The organism is Streptomyces sp. ST2-7A (genome assembly GCF_021390475.1).
GTDB lineage: Bacteria > Actinomycetota > Actinomycetes > Streptomycetales > Streptomycetaceae > Streptomyces.
On sequence record NZ_JAJUWS010000021.1, the window covers coordinates 30,809 to 50,238 of the forward strand.

Genomic DNA, 19,430 nt, shown 5'->3' on the forward strand with positions numbered 1-19,430 from the left:
CGGGCACCGAGCCGCCCGCCCGCCGGTTCCCGCCCCTCCCCGATCCCCCGTTCCCCTGTTCTTCTCCCCCGTCCGATGCCGTGCGGGGCCGGTCGGACGACCCGTCGCCGTCCGACCGGCCCGACCGCCCGACCGGGGCGTTCCCGGCGCTTCTCAGGAGTTCTCGTGCAACCACCGGTGATAGGTGTCCCGGATCCCCTCCTCCAGGGGGATCGCCGGGGCGAAGCCCAGCTTGTCCAGGCGGGAGACGTCCAGCAGTTTGCGGGGGGTGCCGTCGGGCCGGGTGGTGTCCCAGGCGATCCGGCCGGTGAAGCCGGTGACCGAGGCGATGGTCGCCGCCAGTTCGGCGATGGTCAGGTCGGCGCCGCAGCCCACGTTGATCGGCTCGGACTCGTCGTAGGAACGCAGCAGGAGCAGGCAGGCCGCCGCGAGGTCGTCGCTGTGCAGGAATTCGCGCCGGGGTGTGCCGCTGCCCCACAGCACCACCTCCGGGGCTCCCGCCCGTCGGGCCTCGTGGAAGCGTCGGATCAGCGCGGGCAGGACGTGCGAGGTCTCCGGGTCGAAGTTGTCGCCGGGGCCGTAGAGGTTGGTCGGCATGGCCGCGATGTAGCGGCGGCCGTACTGCCGACGGTAGGAGCGCACCTGGCAGATCCCGGCGATCTTGGCGAGGGCGTACGGCTCGTTGGTCGGCTCCAGCGGCCCGGTGAGCAGCGAGTCCTCCCGGATCGGCTGGGGCGCGTGCTTGGGATAGATGCACGAGGAACCCAGGAACAGCAGCCGGTCCACGTCGGCGGCGTGCGCGCCACCGATCACGCTCAGTTGGATGCGGAGGTTGTCCTCCAGGAACGGCACCGGGTACCGGTGGTTGGCCATGATCCCGCCGACCCGGGCGGCGGCCAGCACCACGGCGTCGGGGCGGGTCTCGCGCAGCAGGTCGGCCGTCGCCTCCGCGTCCCGCAGGTCGACCTCCTCGCGGGTGCGGGTGATCACCTCGTGGCCCTCGGCCTCCAGACGCCGGGTCACGGCGGAACCCACCAGGCCCCGGTGCCCGGCGACGAATATGCGGGCGGTGGACGGCAGCAGGCCGTCGGCAGCAGTCATGGCAGGGGATTGTGCCGGCGTTCCGACCCGTCCCGACGGCGATCGCCGGAAATCGACGCACACGACGGATGTATGACGCGATGTCGTGCCCGCGCCGCGCCACCCCGCTTCGCGCGCCATCGCGTCACGCCGCACCACCCCGCTCCGGGCCGCGCCCATCGGCCCCGCCACCACCGACCGAGGGAATGACCCCATGACGAAGACCGCGCTGATCACCGGTGTCACCGGCCAGGACGGTTCCTATCTGGCCGAGCTGTTGCTGGAGAAGGGGTACCGGGTTCACGGCCTGATCCGGCGCTCGTCCTCCTTCAACACCGAGCGCATCGACCACATCTACCAGGGCCCGCAGGACCCCGAGCGCAGCCTGGTCCTGCACCACGCCGACCTCTCCGACGGTGTGGCCCTGGTCAACCTGTTGCGGGAACTGCGGCCCGACGAGGTGTACAACCTGGGGGCACAGTCGCACGTGCGGGTCTCCTTCGACGCACCGTTGTACACCGGGGACGTCACCGGCCTGGGCAGCATCCGGTTGCTGGAGGCGATCCGGGCCTCCGGGATCGAGACACGGATCTACCAGGCGTCCTCCTCCGAGATGTTCGGCTCCACGCCCCCGCCGCAGAACGAGCACACCCCGTTCCACCCGCGCAGCCCCTACGGCTGCGCCAAGGTATACGGCTACTGGGCGACGGTGAACTACCGCGAGGCGTACGGGATGCACGCCTCCAACGGCATCCTGTTCAACCACGAGTCGCCCCGCCGCGGGGAGACCTTCGTGACCCGCAAGATCACCCGTGCGGTGGCCCGGATCCGGGCGGGTCTGCAGGACCGGCTCTACATGGGCAACCTCGACGCGGTGCGGGACTGGGGGTACGCACCGGAGTACGTCGAGGCGATGTGGCGGATGCTCCAGCAGGACGAGCCGGACGACTACGTGGTGGCCACCGGGGACGCGGCGAGCGTCCGACAGTTCCTGGAGGTGGCCTTCGCGGCGGCGGACCTGGAGTGGAGCGCGTACGTGCGCTACGACCCCAAGTACGAGCGTCCCAGTGAGGTGGACGCCCTGATCGGGGACGCGACCAAGGCCCGTGACCGGCTGGGGTGGGAGCCCGGGGTGCGGTGGCCACGACTGGCCGAACTGATGGTGCGGGCCGACATCGACCTGTTGAACGCCGAGTTGTCGGGGGCCCGGGTACGCGTGGACCGCTGACTCGCCTCCGCCTCCGCCCCCGCTCCCGCTCCCGATCACCGCTCCCGATCGCCGACCCGGTCCCCGGCGGAACGCCGACGGACCCCGACCGTCCCCTCCACCGGCCCCGGGCATCCCGGGGTCGGTGCCACCCGCCGACCACTCCGGTCCCGACCCCCGCCCGCCCCACCGGGCGCGGCGGGACCGCCCCGTCCGGGGCACGGAAGCCACCGGGCCCACCGGAGAATCCCGCACCCACGGGCCTTCCGGACCTCCCGGACCTTGCCGACCTCTTCGGAACCTTTCCCGAACCCCGGACACGACTCCGTGGTCGGCTCTAGGGTTCCGCTGATCGACTGACCAAGTGTCAGTCGGAATTGACTGATCACACATCGCATGCGACCGCTTTTCGACCAATATGCGAGCAGGCGTGATCGGATCCGGACCACCCGCCGGATCCCGACCACGGGTCCCGACCTTCCCGGGACCCGCAGCACTAAGTGGGGGCACCATGAAACCGAGCCGCGGCAGTACGACGAGACGGGCGGTGACGGCCTCGGCCGTCCTGACCCTGACCCTCGGGGCCCTGGCGGGGGCGGAGACCGCGGTCTCCCCACCCGCCGAGGCCCTGACCCCGCCGGTCGCCATGACCGCCGACACCCTGCCCACCTGGCAGACCAACGGCATCGTCTGGGCGTTGGCCGAATCCGACGGCGTGATCTTCGCCGGTGGTTCCTTCACCACCATCCGCCCGCCGGGGGCCGCCCCCGGCACACAGGAGCGGGCCGTGCGCAACTTCGTGGCCCTCGACGCCGCCACCGGCGCGCCGATCGAGGACTGCGCGCCGGAGTTCACCGTCGGCTCGGGCATCGAGACGGTCCGGGCGCTGGCCGTCTCCCCCGACGGGGAGACGCTGTACGTCGGCGGGCGCTTCGGCGCCGTCAACGGGACCGGCGCCTCCTCGGTCACCGCCATCGACCTCCCCACCTGCACCCCCAAACCCTTCTCCGCCGGGGCGAGCAACACCGTGCACGCGCTCGTGGCCACGGACGACCGGGTCTACCTGGCCGGTGACTTCGTCCAGCTCAACGGAGAGCAGCGCCGCCACTTCGGCGCCGTGGACCCCACCGGTGCCCTGGTGCCCGGCTGGGTGGCCGACGGCGACGAACCCGGCCGCGCCCTGGCCCTGACCCACGACGGGGAGAACGTCGTGCTCGGCGGCGACTTCTTCACCATCAACGGGAGCAACTCGCACGCCCTGGCCATCGTGGACGCGGTCGACGCCTCGATGACCCGGGCCTACCCCCTGGGCTTCATCGAGACCCGCTCGGTCGTCAAGGACCTGCACGCCGACGCGACCGGCATCTACACCGGCAACGAGGGCACCGGCGGCGGTGTCTTCGACGGCCGGATCGCCATCGAACCGGACACCCACGACCAACGGTGGCGGGACACCTGCCTGGGCGCCACCCAGGCCGTCCACGTGTACCGCGACGTGCTCTACAGCGGTCACCACGCCCACGACTGCGCCTCGATGGGGTCCTTCCCCAACCAGCCGCGCTTCCACCTCTTCGCGCAGTCGGTGCACGACCCGTCCCTGCTCGGCTGGTTCCCCGACACCAACGACGGTCTGGGCGAGCGGATCGGCCCGCGCACCATCACCGTCTCCGAGGATCATCCCGCCACCGGGGTGGACTACATGTGGGTCGGCGGCGAGTTCACCACCGTCAACGGCTCCCCGCAGTGGGGACTGACCCGTTTCGCGAGCGAACCGGACACCGGCAACCCCGTGACGCCCGAGGCCCACGCCTTCAGTCACGTGCCCGGCGAGATCGAGGTGACCTGGCGCTCGAGCCTGGACCTCGACGACAGCCTGCTCACCTACCGGGTGTACCGCAACAACTCCGTCGTGCCCGTCCACACCGTGCAGGGCTCCTCGGTGCCCTGGCGCCGACCCCAACTTTCCTTCACCGACACCTCGGTCACCGAGGGCGTGACCTACGGCTACCGGATCACCGCCACCGACGCGGCGGGCAACACCAGCGCCCTGTCCCCCACCGTCTCCGCCACCGCCGCCTCGTCCGTCCAGCCCTACGTCCAGGCCGTGCTGGCCGACAACCCGGTGCTGTACTGGCGCAGTGACGGGACGGCCGGCAACTTCGCCTCCGACGCCTCGGGGAACGACAACTCCGGCGTGCACCGGGGCGGCCCGCAGCGCGGGGCGCTCCCGCCGGCCGTCAACGGCCCCTCCGCCGCCTCGATCGGCCACAACGGCACCTCCACCTACACCTACGGCGACACCCCCTTCGCCTCCACCAACACCTTCTCGGTGGAGACGTGGTTCCGCACCACCACCACGCAGGGCGGCAAGCTGATCGGCTTCGGCAACCGCATCCTGGAGAACAGCAGCATGCGCGACCGCCACGTCTACATGCGCAACGACGGCCGCCTGGTCTTCGGCGTGAACAGCGGCGGCACCCGCACCATCACCACCAACGCCGCCTACAACAACGGGCAGTGGCACCACGTGGTGGCGACCCTGGGCACCAACGGCATGCGGTTGTACGTCAACGGACAGCAGCAGGCGGTCAGCACGCTCTACACCACCGCCCAGAACTACGGCTCCACCCCCGGGTTCTGGCGGGCCGGCGGCGACTCGCTGGCCGGTTGGTCCAACCGGCCGTCCACCGACTACTTCCAGGGGCAGTTGGACGAGATCGCGGTCTACCACTCCACCCTCTCCGCCGCCCGGGTGAACGCCCACTTCCAGGCCGCCTCGGTGCCCTCCGACACGGTGGTGGAGGCGGTGCCGACCGCCGACACCTACGTGAACCAGGCGGCACCCAACACCGTGCACGGCACCCACCAGCAACTCGCGGTCCGCAGCTCGCCCGCCTACGAGAGCTACCTGCGCTTCGACGTTCCCACCGCCCCGCCGGGCACCGTCCTCAAGGCGGCCACGCTGCGGATCCGGCTGACCAACGACGGTCACGCGGGGTCCGAGGACAGTCAGGTGGTGCTGCCGGTGACCGGCTACTGGAGTGAGGCCGACACCAACTGGAACACCAGGCCCGACCTCGGCACCGAGGTGTTGGGCACCCTCACCGGGGCGAACTCGCCCGGCGCGGTGCACGGCGTCCCGCTGGACACCGGGGCGGTGAACGCGGCGCTCGGCGGGGAACTCGACCTCGCGATGGTGGGCGAGGGACCCTCCAGCCTCTGGTTCTGGTCCCGCCAGGCCTCGGCCGCCAACCAGCCGCGGCTGCTCCTCACCTTCGGGGCCCCCTGAGATGCGCGGGCACGGTTTCCGCGCGGGTGTCGTGACGGCCGCCCTGGTGGCCGTCACGGCGCTCGCCGCGTGCGGGGGCCCCGGCGACGACGCCGGGGCCGCCGTGGCCTCGGGGACGGAGACGGCGGCCGGGGCGACCCCGACCACCGGCGACGGTCCCGAGGACACGGACGCCGGTGACACCGACCCCGAGGCCACGGGGGGTACCGACGACGACACCGGCCACGAGGGCGACGAGAACGGCCCGGGCGGCGAGGGAAAGGACGAGGAGACCGGGAAGGACGACGACCGGAAGGGCCCCGACGGCGGGCCGGACGACGGGGCGGAGGACGCCCCGTCGATGGGCCGGATCGGCGAACCCGCCCCCGACCAGGCACCGGCCGTGGAGGACCGCGCCTTCTCCACCGAGGAGCGGGAGTACCTCGACGGGCGTGTCCCCCGGGGCGCCGACCCGGCGCCGATCCTCCAGGCCGGTCTGGAGGCGTGCCAACGACTGGGCTACCTCTCCCGGCACGACCCGGACGGCGCCGTGGAGGCGCTGCGCGACGGCGAGATCGCCAACGCCGAGGAGGCCGTCCCCACCCTGTGTCCCGAACACCGGGACCTGCTGGACCGGTCCCGCCGCTGAGCCGACGGGACCGATGAACCACCCGGTCGCCGCGGACCCGACCACGGGCCCGCGGCGACCGGCCACGACCACGGGGCAGAGCCCCGCGAGCGAGCAGGGAGTGAGCGCGTCATGACGAGGCTGCCGATCGTGGTGGCGATCCCCACCAAGAACGAGGAGCGCAACATCGCCGGGACGGTGCGCTCGGTCATCGACCACTTCGAGGCGGTGGTCGTGGTGGACTCCGACAGCACGGACGCCACCCGGGCACTGGCCGAGGCGGAGGGCGCCGAGGTGGTCCCCTACACCTGGGACGGGAAGTACCCCAAGAAGAAACAGTGGTGCCTGGACCACGTCCGGCCGGACATCGACTGGGTGCTGTTCGTCGACGGTGACGAGGCGCCGAGCCCGGAACTGCTGGCCGAACTGCGGCACGTCTTCCTGGACGGCAGGCCGGTGCGTCCGGCGGCCTTCGACATCCCGCTGGGCTACTGGTTCGCCGGGCGCCGGTTGCGGCACGGCTACACCATCGTCAAGCGGGCGCTGGTGGACCGGACCCGGACCCGATTCCCCGAGCCGGACGACCTGGGGGCGCCGGGCATGGGTGAGCAGGAGGGTCACTACCAGCCGCTCGCCGACCCGGTGCACCGTCTGTCGGGGACCCTCGAACACAACGACCTGGACCCGGTGGGCACCTGGTTCGACCGGCACAACCGGTACGCGGAGTGGGAGGCGTGGCTGGAGTGCCGACCGGAGGTGCGCGAGCAGATCCGCACCGCCAAGACCCGGGCGGGACAACTGTTCCACCGCGCCCCGTTCAAGCCGCTGGTCTCCTTCGCCTACGGCTACGTGCTCAAGCGGGGGTTCCTGGACGGGCGGGCCGGCTTCGACTACGCCCTGGGCCTGAGCCTGTACCGCTGGCAGATCGGGGTGCGGGCCCGGGAGATGGACCGCCTGGAGCGGGAGGCGGCCGGCGAACGTCCGGCGTCGGGGGCACTCCCGCGCCGACCCGCCTGACAGCACTCGTCCGGCGCGCGGCCGGCGCGGCCACCGGATGTCCGCGCACGGCGGTCCCGCCGCGACGGGCCCCGCCCGTCCCCCGACGGCCCGACGGGGGACGGGCGGTCCGGGTCGGATCCCCGGCCCGGCGGATCCGGCCGGGGGCCTGCCGGTCGGCCGGACCGGGGCCCGATGGTCCGCGCCGGGTCGACGAGGTGGGGGACGGGACCGAACCGCCGACGCGCCCGGCTTCCGGTCGGCGGTCGGTCGGTGCCGGGGCACCGGGGCACCGGGGCGCCGGGGCGCCGGGGACAACCCCCACCCGACGCCGGGGAGGCCCGATCGTCGGACCGAACCGTTCTCCCACCCGGCCACCGATCCCACCGACCCTCGGCCGGCCGGCCCTCAGCCGGCGGCCCTGCGGGCCAGCACCTCCCGGTACACGCCGCGCAGGGTGTCGGCGACGATGCCATCGGTGAACCGTTCGGCGATCAGCGCGGGCCCGGCGGCGGATGCCTCCGCGTGGGCCTCCGGCTCCAGCAGCTCCAGGATCGCCCGGCCGACCGCCCCGCCGTTGTCGGCGTCCTCGGCCGGGTCGCTGTCCACCACCCGTCCCGCGCCGGAGGCCGCCACGTCCGGGGAGAGACCGCCGGTACGGGTCACCACCACCGGCAGCCCCACCGACATCGCCTCCAGGATGGAGACGGCGAACGGCTCGAAGGTGGAGGGCAGCACGTACACGTCCGCCTCCTGCATCCGGCTCAGCAGCTCGTCGTGGTCCAGGGCGCCGAGGTACTCCAGGGAGTCGGCCACGCCGAGGCGGTCCGCGAGGGCGAGCATCTCGTCGGCGAGGGGACCGGTGTCGGGGCCGGCCATCAGGAAACGGGCGTCGGGCACCTTCTCCAGCACGGTCGGTATGGCGGTGACGAAGTCGCGCGGTCGCTTGACCCGTTGCACCCGGGCGGCGAACAGGATCGTCGGTGGACGGCCGGGCTCGCCGGCGCGCGGCTCCGGCCGCTCGGGCACCCCGTTGACCAGTCGGTGGGCGGGGGCGAGTGGGGCGGGGGCGACCACCTCGGCGGTGGCGCGGCGCTCCCCCTCCGTCAGGTACAGCAGCGCGTCGGCCTCCCGCAGCACCCGGCGGGTTCCCAGCACGTCCACCAGTCGGGCGGGCGGCTTGTCGGTGGGGTCGACCATGCCGTGGGTCTGCAGGACCAGCGGGCGACGCAGCGCGAGGGCGAGCAGGGCCACCGGCAGGGTGACGAGGTCGCGCATCAGGTGGACGTGCACGATGTCGGCGGACCGCAGGTACGCCGGGGCGTTGGCGAGCAGCGCGGGCGAGGTGATGCCGCTGACCTCGAAACGCGGCAGGACGTGGCGGGCGGGGAAGAGCTTGACCGGCACGCCCTCCACCCGGCGCGGCAGGGACTCCGCCGGCCCTCCCCCACCGTCCTCGGCGAAGCCGTCCCCCAGGGCCAGGACCACGGCCTCGTCCCCGCCGGCCCGCAGACTGCGACAGAGGTTGAGCGCCACCCGGGTGGGTCCGCCGAAGGCGTGGGTGGGCGTGTGCAGCGTGACGACGTGCAGGACTCTCACGATGGGTTCCCCTCCCGAAAGGCGCGCCCTCCCCTGCGGCGCGACCCGGCAAGCCTAGTCAACCCACCTGGTTCCGGGGCCCGTTCGACCGAACGCAGGTCCGGAAACCACCCCCGTCCGGCGCCTTCGGCGCCGACTGTTCCCACCGTGGGTCATCCCCTTCACCCTCGAAGGCCGGCCCTCGATTCACACCCTTCGCGCGTGGTCCCCGGATGCCGGTAGAACGTCCATCGGTGCCGGGCCCGATCACCCGAGCTGTGATCGGGCCCGGCACCGATGGAACCTCAGTCGGCCTCGGGCGTCCATCGCGCGGCCTGCCGAAGCGCCTGGACGGTACCCGCGACCCAACTGCCCAACGCCAGGACCACGCCGACGATCGCCATGGCGGCGATCCCGGTCGCGGAGATGCGAGCGCCGATGAGCGGCACCGTCATCGGCGCCACCAACCAATAGTTCACGAGAAGACCGACAGCCGTGGCCAGGAGGAGAGGGAGACAGATGACCCAGGCGGCGATTTCCGCATGAATCCTCCGTTGCCCCGTGAGCACCGTCAAAGGAGCGGCGGCACGACTGAACCGCAGGAACTCGCCGGCGTTGTTCATTGCCACACCAGCCCCCAGGGAGATCAGGCCGACAACACCCAACAGAACGACCCAATCAACCGTTTGTGCTCGCTGCTTCGCCCCTCCGTACCAGGAATATCCGAGGGTACCGACCCCCGGACTCAGGGAAACCTCACGATAGGCGGTGGCCTTCACGGTGTCCACCGGCAGGTCCGTGCCGGACGCCGAAATCAGCACCAGTTGTTCCACCGGGTGATCGGAGTGACCCGTGGGGGAATCATCCCGGACCACGATCCTCCCACTCGGGCTTTCCCAGTTCGCCAGTTCCGACAATCTCCCATCCGGGTGGGCGCGGTTGACCTCCGCCCGCCCGTCACAGGCAAGATCCAGTTCGATCAGGACGGAGCACGGCGCCAAGAGAGATTTATCCCCCTCGGAGTCGGGCCAAGTGAGCCCCAGAGTGAGAATCCCTTCCGGTAACGCCTCGACAAAATTTGAAATACGCGAGGATTCCTCCGGCGCCTTGACCATGATGACACCGGCGCCCACCCGTTCGAGGGTTTCCTCTGCCGCGATCATCGGTTCACTGATACGACTGGAATGGGCCTGAACCTGTCCCATGAGACCGATACCGATGACGATTCCCGCCACCAGGCGTGCCGTTACTCCCGGCTGGGCGGCCATCCACCGACCGGCCACGAGAGCGCTGGAGACCCCCTTCCTCCCACCGAAATTCGCAAGTACCCTCCCCACGGTGGAAATCACCAGAGAAACAACCGCCGGGAGCGTCACCAAGGTGCCGACCACGCCCACCGTGTAGATGATGATGAACCAGAAAGGGGAATTCGCGGCGATCAAATCCGGCCCACGGGTGGCCAGCAGCAGGAACATCGGGCAGAGCAAAACCTTCAGCCGGGGCTGCTTCTCCGCTCGCGCTCGCGGCGACACCGACTGTTCTCCCCTCTTCCCCCTCCGCCCTCTTCCGGAACGGTGCAGAAGGACAACCGCGACCAGTACGACAAGGGCGGCGAGAAGCCCTCCGGCACACAGTTGCCACCAGGCGCTCCGAAGGCTCATGGACGGCATGATGAAACCGGTCAACGGCAGTCGGTAGTCGAGCCCCATGGCCACCACCCAGGGAAGGAGCCCGATGACCGCGCCGACGGAGACCGGCAGCACCGCCTCACCGAGGTTGAGGTACGCACGCGCCGACCAACTCCCTCCCAGGGCCTCGATCAGCGCGGATCGCCGATCACGCGCGGTCGCCCCGAGACGTGCCGCGATGACGACGAGCACGAGAGCGGGAAGCACGAGAAGGCACAGCAGTGTCGTCTGGAGCGCCCATAGAGGAGACACCAGGGTGTGCTCTCCGATGCCGCCGCCACCGGGGTTTCCGTATCCGACGATTTCGAACAGTCGAGGATCCTCGAGGTGGGAGGCGTCCGGACGCACGTAGGCGATCCACTCGCCCGGGGACTCGAGCCCCGCCTCTTCGATGAATCCGACCGTCTCACCCCACCTGGTGGTGATTCCCTCTCCCCGTCCCGCCTCCACGAGAGCGGGCGAGAGCACCGCTTCGCCCGGTCCGGGCCACCGCGGGACTCCCGGAGGCAGCGGGGCATCCTCGACGAGGGGGGCGATGAAGATGACCGAATACTGAAGGTCATCGATGGTGTCGTAGGTGTATCCCCACAGTGCGACCGCTTGTTCCCCGGGGTTCGCCGCCAACGTGTTCGGACTACGGGCGGCCGCTTTCTCGTCCCGTGTCTCATAGACGACGGAAGCGACCACGACCGCACAGACCGCGATGGTCAACAATGAGGAGGCCATCAGCAGAGCGGTGAACCGCAACCGGCCTTCTCTGGCCCCTCTTCCCGCGGCCCAACCCACCCGGAGCAACTGTGAGGCGAGGGCACGCCGGGTCACTCGGTATCACCTTTCTCCCGGGGTTCTCTCAGAACCCCGTTCCACAATTCCAACCGACGGTCCGCCCGGCTCGCCACCTCGACATCATGTGTCACCACCACGAGTGCACACCCATGGGTTCCCGGAAGGTCGAACAAAATGTCGCAGACCTGATCCCGAATCCTCTGGTCAAGGGCTCCGGTGGGCTCGTCCGCGAGAAGCACGGCAGGTTGATTGACCAACGCTCTCGCGACGGCCACCCGTTGCCTCTCCCCACCGGAGAGCCGCCCCGTCACCGTACGCGAGACGGGAACCTTCAATTCCTCCAACAACTCCTCGGCCCGCTCGAAAGCGACCCGACGCCCCTGCCCGGCCAGAAGACCCGCCAGAGCCACATTCTCCACCGGTGACAACTCGGGTAGAAGCTCTCCGAATTGGAACACCATGCCCAAATGTTCACGACGATGCCGCGCTCTCTGCCCGGCAGAGAGTCCCACCATGTCGCGCCCCGCGACCGAAACAACCCCGGTGTCCGGCCGGATCAATCCGAGCGCGCACATGAGCACCGTACTTTTCCCGCTGCCACTCGGCCCCGTAACGGCCACCGACGTACCCGACTCGACCGTGAGCTCCAGGTCAACCAACAGCATGCGATCGCCGACGATATGCGACACTCCGGACATCTCCAGGGGCGCCGTGACCTCGGAATTCTCCGTCGAGCGGAGCCTCCGGTTTCGAGCCGTCATCTCTGGTCCCACTCTGCGAGGACCACCTTTCCGTGGAAGTGGGGTCCGCCGCGTTCGGCGGACCCCGTGTCATCCGTTCTCAGCAGACCCGGTCAGCGGGACCGGGTGAGCGATCATGCGGCCCAGTTTCCACATGAGTCGGGGCCCCACTGCTCCTGACGGCACGCACGAATCTTGTACACCTGGGCACCGTCGGAGTACACGGTCGTCCCGGCACCGCTCTTGTTCCACAGCGTACGCACCTCGCCCGGCGCAGACTTTCGTTCGTACTGACCGTAGGCCGCACGACTGTCAGCGCTGGTGTCCTCGACGTTGGCACGACCGTCGGTGACGCCCGCACCCGACTTCGATGTATAGGCCTTCGACCCAGTGGTCGTGGATGTAATCGCGAATGCCGGGGCACTGCCCAGAAGAACACCTATCCCCAGAGTAACCACCGCAAGACGCCTGGCGATTGCCATGCTTTTCCTCCCGAAACGAACCCTTGAGGGGTAACTTGCAGGCATCGATCGATGCCCTCCGCAACTATCCCCCCCCCGGGGAGTGAGAGATCAACGCCATGATCAACCTTGGCCGATTTCAGTGAATCATCCCTGCTCACAGTTACTTCACCTCTCATTCATTCCGGACATGACCCCCATTCGACACCACCCATAGTTACGGTGAGCTGTTCATCCCGTCACAGAGAAAGATGATCAGGCCAGGTACATGGAGCCACGTACGGTGACCGAGTCCCGGTCCGATGTGGGAACGTTCGCCCTCCCGGTCGCGGGGCACCCCCGCCACGCCGGGTGTGACTCGTCATCACCGGGGACTCGGACGGATGTCGCCGAAAGGATTCAACCGGCCCGGCATCCAGCGCTCGGAGCACTAGACTCCCCTCGGGTGGTGCCGACGGACGAGCCGGGGGGCGCGGGCGCGGCGGGGAGGGGGCGGCGATGGCCGTGGAGATGACGGACCGGCCGCGCCGGACGGTGGGTCCGCGGGATCTCCGGGACCGGGCCCAGTTGTCCCGCGCTACCGCCCTGCCCCTGATCTTCGGCATCGTCGCGGTGATGCCCGTGGCGGTGGCGGCCCAGTCGGGCGAGGGGGTGCGGGACACCGCCTTCGTCCTCCAGCTCGCGCTCGCCTGCTACGCGGGCGTACGGCTGTGCACCATGGTGCTCTCCGGGCGGCGCCGGCTGATCCAGGGCGTCTTCTGGCTCTTCTGCTACCTGGCCATGGGCATCGCCCCGCTCGCGCAGAGCGTGCTGGGGCGGGACCCGACCCCGGTGCTCGGCCCCCGGTCGGACACCGTCCTGGCGACCACCCTGGTACTGCTGGGGTTGGTGGCCTTCGACGTGGGGGCGATGCTCGCCCGGCACCGGCCGACGCTGGGGAACCGGGTCCGCCCGCCGGCGCGGGTGCACCGCACCCGGCTGTACCTGCTGATCGGGGTGGCGTACGCGGGCTCGTTGGTGTTCATCGCCTCGCTGGGGCCGGAGGTCTTCTTCACCAGTCGACAGGAGCTGGGCGAGAGCCTGGAGGCGTCCGGCGGAAGCGACGGGGGCGAGGCCGGCAACGCGCTGCTGCGCGGGTTCGGCACGGTCCCGGTGCTGTTGGCGCTGCTGTTGACCACCCGCTGGCTGGTCACCTCGCGGCGGGCACGGCGCAGCCCGTCGGTGCTGCTGCCCTGGGCGGGACTGGTGGTGCTCAACATCGTGGTGAACAACCCGATGTCGAATCCCCGGTACTGGTTCCTCACGGTGATGTTCGCCCTGCTGTTCACCCTGTTCCCGCGCAGCCCGGTGATGTACCGGGCGTCGCTGGCGCTGGGCGTGGTGATGGCGCTGCTGGTCTTCCCCTTCGCCGACCGCTTCCGGTACGACGAGGACGGACACCGGCCGATGGACGCGGGCTCGGTGCTGGAACCGCTGGTGGTCAAGGACTACGACCAGGTACCCATGATCGCCAACACCATCACCTACGCCGAGGACGGCAACGGGCACACCTACGGCAAACAGCTCAGCGGCTCGCTGCTGTTCTTCGTACCGCGCTCGCTGTGGTCGGACAAGCCGGTGGACACCGGGGTGCGGGTGGGCGAGTGGATGGGCACCACCAACACCAACCTCTCCGCCCCACTGTGGGCGGAACTGTGGCTGGACTTCGGCCCGTTGGGGATGTCCCTGGGCTTCCTGGCGTTGGGATACGCGGCGGCCCGCACCGACCGACGGTACGTGCAGCGGACGGTGGACGACCCCTCGCCCGGCAACATCCCGGCGATCGTGGTGCCGGTGATCGCCGGGTACTCCTTCATCCTGTTGCGCGGACCGCTGCTGCAGGCCACCGGACGGATCGCGATCGCCGCCTTCTGCCTGGCGCTGGTGACGACCTTCCGGGACGATCCGCACCGACGCCTGGAGTGACGCCCGGGGCGTTCCGGGACCGGCGGTTCCGTGCCGGGGACAGCCCGGGCCCCGGACCTTCCGCAGGGGCCCCGCGCCCGGCCGGGTGCCGATGCGGATCGCACCGGCGGGTACCGCCCGGGAACGGACGGGACCTCCGTCCCACCCGGCCGGGCCGGGTGGGACGGGTGGGACGGGCCGGGTAGGACGGGACGGGTGGGTGGGTGGGACGGGATCACACCGGGGGTCGAACCCCGGCGTCCCGGGCGTCCTCCCGGACACCGGCGGGGGTCCTCCCGCAGCCGGGAGCCGCCCCCGCCCGGCCCTCCGGATCGCGGGGAGCGGCCGTCTCCCCCGGGTCGGCCTCCCCCTCCGGGCCGGGGTCGCGGAGCACCCGGCGCACCCGCCACCAGGCGGCCAGCGACTTGGCGGCCGACCCCACCACCAGCCCCCACGCCGCGCCGAGCACCCCGCCCAGCAGGTAGCCGCCCACCAGGCAGACCACCGACAGGGCAGAGAAGGTCACCTGGATCGGAAGGGTGGCACCGGGCCGCAGCACCCGTAGGGTGACCAGGCCGCACACGCCGGCGGCCATGATCGCGTACTGGGTGCCGGTGGCGGGCAGCAGCACGGCGGCGGCGTCCCAGGTCTCCCCCAGCACCTGCCGTCCGGCCTCCGCCGGCAACAGGTACAGGACCAGTCCCCAGCAGACGGCCATGACCGCCAGCGCCCCGCCGGTCGCGGCCGCCGCCCGGGCCCGCCGGGCGGGGGCGCCGAGCCGGTTGAGCAGTGGCGGGCCGAACCCGGTGACGGCGTTGTACAGCACGTTCATCGGTCCGAAGAGAGTGGTGGCGCCGCGCAGCGCGCCCACCGCCAGGGGGCTGGCGAACACCCCGAGACCGATCACGGCCAGGTGGGTGCCGGCGTTCCCCACCCCGAACTCGACGACGAAGCGGCGTCCGAGGTGGCCACGGGCCAGCAGCGCGCGCAGCGGACGGCGGGCGGGCCCGTCCCCCATCGGTTCACCGCCGCGGTCCCCCGCCGGGTCCGCACCCGGAGTCCCGCCCGGACCCGTCTCCGGGACCCGGCGCGCGGGGCCGATCGCCCGGCGCAGCAGGAACAACCCCAGCGCCAGCGCCGGCAGCGCGGAGAGCCCCCAGGCCAGCACCGTGCCGAAGGTCCCCGTGCCGGAGGGCAGCATCGCCAGGGCGGGGAGGACGACGGCCAGCCGCAGCAGGTCCCCGGCCAGCGCCCTGCCGGGACGTCCCAGCAGGGAGAAGGCGTACCGCAGGGCGTCCTGGGTGAGCACCACCGGCAGGACGAGGCCCAGGGCGGCCAACCCGGAGGGGATCCCGCCCGGCACCACCAGGGCGGGCACGGTGAGCGGCACGGTGAACGCGGCGGCGGCCACCGGGGTGAAGGCGACGGCCGTGCGGCACTCCCGGGCCCGCTCGGCGGTGTCACCCCGGCACAACACCAGGGCCTGCCCCACGTAGGCGGTGAAGGCCCCCAGCAGCAGGGTGAAGACCGTGTAGACGACGGCGAAGTGGGCGAAGGTGGCGGCGTCCGCACCGCGCGCCACGAAGACGACGACGGCGATGTTGGTCAGCGCCGCGACGCCCTGGTCGGCGACGGAGGCGAGGACGGCGGTGCGGACCCGCCCCGGGCCCCGCCCCGGCCGGGCCGCCGGCACGACGGCGCCGGTCACGGGCGGGGGGAGCGTTCTTCGAGTTCGGAGGGGTCGACGATGCGCAGCCCCAGCGTCTCCGACCCGAGGTCGCGGGAGCGCGGGCCGGTCCGGGGGTCCCCGTACCGGGTACCGGGGGCGTCCTCGCCCTCCCTGCGCCGGGGTCGGCCGACGGGTCCGGGGAGCTCCCGGTCCCGGTTCTCCCGGGCCCGCCCGCGCGGTTCGTGTCCCTCCCGGGCCTCGGCGCCGTCCGGGAGGTCGGCCTCCTCCGGGTCACCCGGTCCGTCGGTGTCCCGGTCGTCCTCCCGTTCCGACCAGCGGTCCACCCCGGCACCCAGGGAGTGCAGGACGGCGCCCAGGATCATCCCTCCGGCCCCGACGACCAACTCCCGCACCCGGGCCAGGTCGTCGCGCCGCACCTCGCCGGGGTCGCAGACCACGAGCACGCCGTCCACCCGGTCGATGAGGGCGATGGCGTCGGCGTAGGAGAGCACGGCGGGGGCGAGTACGGTCACCACCGCTCCCCGGGCGTCGGCGTGGGAGACCAGGCGGCCGGCGGCCGGCGAGGTCAGGGCGCGCGGCACGTTGCGCACCCGGCGGCCGGGCACCAGGTCGAAGACGCCGGATTCCCCGGCGTCGATCGGGACCCGCCGGCCGGCGGGCCACCCGCCGTCGCCGCCGGGGGAACTCGCCCAGCCGGGGCGCACCCCGTCGGCGTGCCGCAACTGGTCGGTGAGGGTGGGGGTGCGCAGGTCCGCCTCGATGAGCAGGGCGTCCATGCCCATCTCCGCGAACGCCGCCGAGAGGTTGACGGCGGTGGTCAGGGGTGTCTCGATGCCGCCGCGCGGCGCCACCACCAGCAGTCGGCGGCGCTTGGCGAAGGTCTCGTCGTAGGCCAGCCGGAAGGCGACCGAGCGGAACTCCTCGGCCAGGCGTCCGCCGGCGAACAACCGGCCGGAGTCGGGGCGGGCGGTGCGCGGCAACACCCCCAGCACGGGGGCGCGCAGGGCACGGCTGACGTCACCGGCCGAGCGCACCCGGGGGTCGAAGACCAGCCGGAGCCAGGCGGCGAGCAGCCCGAGGCCGGCACCGAGCATCGCGCCCAGCGCGGTGAGCAGCACCGGTCCCGGCCCGGAGGCCGAGGCGGGCGGGGCGGCCTCGGTGATGATCCGGCCGCCGGTGGTGTCCAGGGCGGTGAGGGTGTGGACCCGGTCGTTCAGGTCGTTGATCCGGGCGGTGAGGGCGGTGCGGGAGGCGAGCGCCTGCTCGTGGGCCGCGCTCCCCTCGGGCAGGCCGGCGATGTAGGAGTCGAGGGTCTCGCGCTCCTCCAGCAGGGGCTCGCGCTGCTCCTCCAGCGAGGCGACCATGTTCTCCACCATCCGGTCGGCCACCGCCTGCCGGTTCGCCAGGTAGGCGGTGGCGAAGGCGTTGGCGTAGCGGGCGGCGCGGGCCGGGTCCTCGGCGGTGTAGGAGAAGCGCAGCACCTCGGTGTTGGGCGGGTTGGTGACCTGCAGTCCCTCCTTGACCCGGTCGGCGTCCTCCTCGGGGAGGTCGAGTTCGGCCGCCGCGGCCCGGGCGACGGTTCCGCTGACGGCGGTACGGCGCTCGGACCCCATCGCCACCCGGTCCAGGGTGCCGCCGTCGAAGGCGTCCCGGGTGGGGGCGCGCAACACCACCTCGGTGCCGGCGATGTAGGTGTCGGTGGTGCCCATGCCGAGCCAGCCGCCGCCGAGCAGGCCGACCAACACGCCGATGCCGATCAACAGCCGGTAGCGCAGCAGTTGACGGAACTGCTCGCGCAACTGGTCGGGTTCGTCGTGGCCGTGTCCGGCGCGGGAGTCCTCGCGGTGCGGTACCGGGTCCCTCATGCGGTGGCTTCCTTCCGCTCGTCGGGGGTGTCCGGGGCATCCGGGCGGTGGACGGCCAGGGCCTCGTCGATGAGGGCGGAGATCCGGGCCAGACCGGCCTCGCGACCCAGGTGGGTGCGGGCGTAGTCGAATCCGCGCGCGCCGATGGCGTCGGCCGTCGCGGGGTCGGCGGCGATCTCGCGGGCGGCCTCGACGATGGCGGCGGGGTTCTCCGGCGGCACCAGGTATCCGGCATCGGAGCGGCGGATCTCCTCGGCGGTGCCGCCGCCGTCGGCCACCGAGGCGATGACGGGGCGGGCGGCGGTGAAGTACGAGGTGAGCTTGGACGGGACGCTCATGTCGAGGACCGAGGCCCGCTGGGTGACCATCAGGGCGTCGGCGGCGGCCAGGACATCGGGGAACTCGGCGTCCCCGGCGGGTGGCAGGATCCGCAGGTTCGGCACGCCGGCGGCGGCCCCCACCAGATGGGCCCGTCGGTTGCCGTCCCCCATCAGGACCACCAACAGGTCGGGGGCCAGCCGGGCGGTCTCCACCAGGACCTCCAGGCCCTGTTTGAGGCCCATGTTGCCCGAGTGCAGCAGCACGGTGCGGCCCGGCTCCCAGCCGAGCCGGGCCCGGGTGTCGGCCCGGGTGCCGGTGGGTCGGGCTACGTGGGCCCAGTTGGGCACCAGGCGGATCCGGTCGGTCGGTACGCCCAGGGAGCTCACCCGCTCCCGGAAGCTCTCGTGGATGACGCCGACCAGGGTGGCGGCGGCGAGCACCCGTCGTTCGAGACCGGTCGCGACCGCGGCGGCCCGACCGCCGCCGTCGATGCCGCTCTGCGCGGCGGCGGCCCCCATCAGGTCCTGCACCACCGGCACGAAGGGCACCCCGTGGCGGCGGGCGAGCCGGGCGGCGAGCACCCCGCCGGCCAGGGAGGGCATCTGGGCCAGGATCGCGTCGGGGCGGCCGCCGCGGGGCGGAAGGAACAGGCCGCCCACCAGGATCGACGCCTCGTACAGGCCGCGCCGTACGGCGGTCTGGCGGGTCGGCACGGTGTGGCGGCGGCGGTGCACCCGGACGCCGTCGCGCAGTTCGGTGGCCCGCCACCGGCCGCGCCAGGCGGGATCGACGCGCCACGCGGGGTAGTGCGGCATCCCGGCCAGAACGTGCACCTCGGCGCCGCGGCGGGTCACCCAGTCCTCGGCGATCTGGGCCGCGTAGGGGCCGATGCCGGCGCTCTCGGGGGCGTAGTTGGTGGAGACCAACAGCAGGCGTTCACGACGGGCGGGCGGGGGGCCGGGGGCGTCCGGGCCGTCGTGATCACCGGGGGTGTCCGGGGGCGGGGCCCCCGGCGTGCCGGACACCGTCCCGGCCCCGGGTGTGCCGTCCGCCGCCCGGTCCGCGCCCTCTCCGGGCACGTCCCCCGCCGCGTTTCCCGCCCCGTCGCCGATCGACCGCGCATGGGCCATCGCGGACTCCTCCCCTGGTCCTCCCCCGGCCGCCGCCTCCCCTGACGA

Annotated in this window: 13 protein-coding genes; 5 read left to right on the forward strand and 8 right to left on the reverse strand. The window is 72.0% G+C overall.

Annotated elements, in window-relative coordinates; all coding sequences use genetic code 11:
- Positions 1-153 precede the first annotated feature (153 nt).
- Positions 154-1,101 (reverse strand): GDP-L-fucose synthase, encoded by a 948-nt coding sequence (locus LZF96_RS14430; protein ID WP_233871378.1) that lies wholly within the window; start codon positions 1,099-1,101, stop codon positions 154-156.
- 193 nt (positions 1,102-1,294) lie between these two features.
- On the opposite strand from LZF96_RS14430, the gene gmd reads away from it, so the two are divergent.
- From gmd to LZF96_RS14450, 4 genes are all read left to right on the forward strand, one after another.
- On the forward strand, positions 1,295-2,308 hold the full coding sequence (gmd, locus tag LZF96_RS14435; RefSeq protein WP_233871381.1) for a GDP-mannose 4,6-dehydratase: 1,014 nt from the start codon (positions 1,295-1,297) through the stop codon (positions 2,306-2,308).
- A 490-nt stretch (positions 2,309-2,798) separates the two neighbouring features.
- The gene (locus LZF96_RS14440; protein ID WP_233871384.1) at positions 2,799-5,576 is read left to right on the forward strand and encodes a LamG-like jellyroll fold domain-containing protein; all 2,778 of its coding nucleotides are present in this window, start codon (positions 2,799-2,801) and stop codon (positions 5,574-5,576) included.
- 1 nt (position 5,577) lies between these two features.
- The gene (locus LZF96_RS14445; protein WP_233871387.1) at positions 5,578-6,204 is read left to right on the forward strand and encodes a hypothetical protein; all 627 of its coding nucleotides are present in this window, start codon (positions 5,578-5,580) and stop codon (positions 6,202-6,204) included.
- 111 nt (positions 6,205-6,315) lie between these two features.
- A complete protein-coding gene (locus LZF96_RS14450; protein ID WP_233871390.1) occupies positions 6,316-7,200 on the forward strand; it encodes a glycosyltransferase family 2 protein in 885 nt (294 codons plus the stop codon).
- 387 nt (positions 7,201-7,587) lie between these two features.
- Here the strand turns inward: LZF96_RS14450 and LZF96_RS14455 are convergent, their stop codons facing one another.
- The 4 genes from LZF96_RS14455 to LZF96_RS14470 form a co-directional block, all read right to left on the reverse strand.
- Positions 7,588-8,778: a glycosyltransferase gene (locus tag LZF96_RS14455; protein WP_233871393.1), complete on the reverse strand. Its 1,191-nt coding sequence runs from the start codon at positions 8,776-8,778 to the stop codon at positions 7,588-7,590.
- Positions 8,779-9,062: 284 nt separating this feature from the next.
- Complete coding sequence (locus LZF96_RS14460; protein ID WP_233871396.1) at positions 9,063-11,192, reverse strand: hypothetical protein; 2,130 nt, start codon at positions 11,190-11,192, stop codon at positions 9,063-9,065.
- 71 nt (positions 11,193-11,263) lie between these two features.
- On the reverse strand, positions 11,264-11,929 hold the full coding sequence (locus tag LZF96_RS14465; protein ID WP_233871579.1) for an ABC transporter ATP-binding protein: 666 nt from the start codon (positions 11,927-11,929) through the stop codon (positions 11,264-11,266).
- Positions 11,930-12,105: 176 nt separating this feature from the next.
- The gene (locus tag LZF96_RS14470; protein ID WP_233871399.1) at positions 12,106-12,453 is read right to left on the reverse strand and encodes a hypothetical protein; all 348 of its coding nucleotides are present in this window, start codon (positions 12,451-12,453) and stop codon (positions 12,106-12,108) included.
- Between the two features lie 477 nt (positions 12,454-12,930).
- Between LZF96_RS14470 and LZF96_RS14475 the strand changes: the two genes are divergently transcribed.
- Positions 12,931-14,397 carry an O-antigen polysaccharide polymerase Wzy family protein gene (locus tag LZF96_RS14475; protein ID WP_233871402.1) on the forward strand — a complete coding sequence of 489 codons (1,467 nt, stop codon included), beginning with the start codon at positions 12,931-12,933 and terminating at the stop codon, positions 14,395-14,397.
- A 214-nt stretch (positions 14,398-14,611) separates the two neighbouring features.
- On the opposite strand, the gene LZF96_RS14480 is transcribed toward LZF96_RS14475, so the two are convergent.
- The 3 genes from LZF96_RS14480 to LZF96_RS14490 are packed head-to-tail and all read right to left on the reverse strand — an operon-like array spanning position 14,612 to position 19,382.
- Complete coding sequence (locus LZF96_RS14480) at positions 14,612-16,084, reverse strand: hypothetical protein (protein WP_233871405.1); 1,473 nt, start codon at positions 16,082-16,084, stop codon at positions 14,612-14,614.
- Positions 16,081-17,931, reverse strand: coding sequence for a CpsD/CapB family tyrosine-protein kinase (locus LZF96_RS14485; RefSeq protein ID WP_233871408.1), 1,851 nt, complete (start codon positions 17,929-17,931; stop codon positions 16,081-16,083). The genes LZF96_RS14480 and LZF96_RS14485 overlap by 4 nt, the downstream gene beginning before the upstream one ends.
- Positions 17,928-19,382 carry a glycosyltransferase family 4 protein gene (locus LZF96_RS14490; RefSeq protein ID WP_233871411.1) on the reverse strand — a complete coding sequence of 485 codons (1,455 nt, stop codon included), beginning with the start codon at positions 19,380-19,382 and terminating at the stop codon, positions 17,928-17,930. Before LZF96_RS14490 ends, LZF96_RS14485 begins: the two co-directional genes overlap by 4 nt.
- Positions 19,383-19,430: the final 48 nt, after the last annotated feature.

Coding starts and splice junctions, on each gene's coding strand:
- LZF96_RS14430 (WP_233871378.1), bottom strand. CDS start 1,101: ATGACTGCTGCCGACGGCCTGCTGCCGTCCACCGCCCGCATATTCGTC.
- gmd (WP_233871381.1), top strand. CDS start 1,295: ATGACGAAGACCGCGCTGATCACCGGTGTCACCGGCCAGGACGGTTCC.
- LZF96_RS14440 (WP_233871384.1), top strand. CDS start 2,799: ATGAAACCGAGCCGCGGCAGTACGACGAGACGGGCGGTGACGGCCTCG.
- LZF96_RS14445 (WP_233871387.1), top strand. CDS start 5,578: ATGCGCGGGCACGGTTTCCGCGCGGGTGTCGTGACGGCCGCCCTGGTG.
- LZF96_RS14450 (WP_233871390.1), top strand. CDS start 6,316: ATGACGAGGCTGCCGATCGTGGTGGCGATCCCCACCAAGAACGAGGAG.
- LZF96_RS14465 (WP_233871579.1), bottom strand. CDS start 11,929: ATGTCCGGAGTGTCGCATATCGTCGGCGATCGCATGCTGTTGGTTGAC.
- LZF96_RS14470 (WP_233871399.1), bottom strand. CDS start 12,453: ATGGCAATCGCCAGGCGTCTTGCGGTGGTTACTCTGGGGATAGGTGTT.
- LZF96_RS14475 (WP_233871402.1), top strand. CDS start 12,931: ATGGCCGTGGAGATGACGGACCGGCCGCGCCGGACGGTGGGTCCGCGG.
- LZF96_RS14485 (WP_233871408.1), bottom strand. CDS start 17,931: ATGAGGGACCCGGTACCGCACCGCGAGGACTCCCGCGCCGGACACGGC.
- LZF96_RS14490 (WP_233871411.1), bottom strand. CDS start 19,382: ATGGCCCATGCGCGGTCGATCGGCGACGGGGCGGGAAACGCGGCGGGG.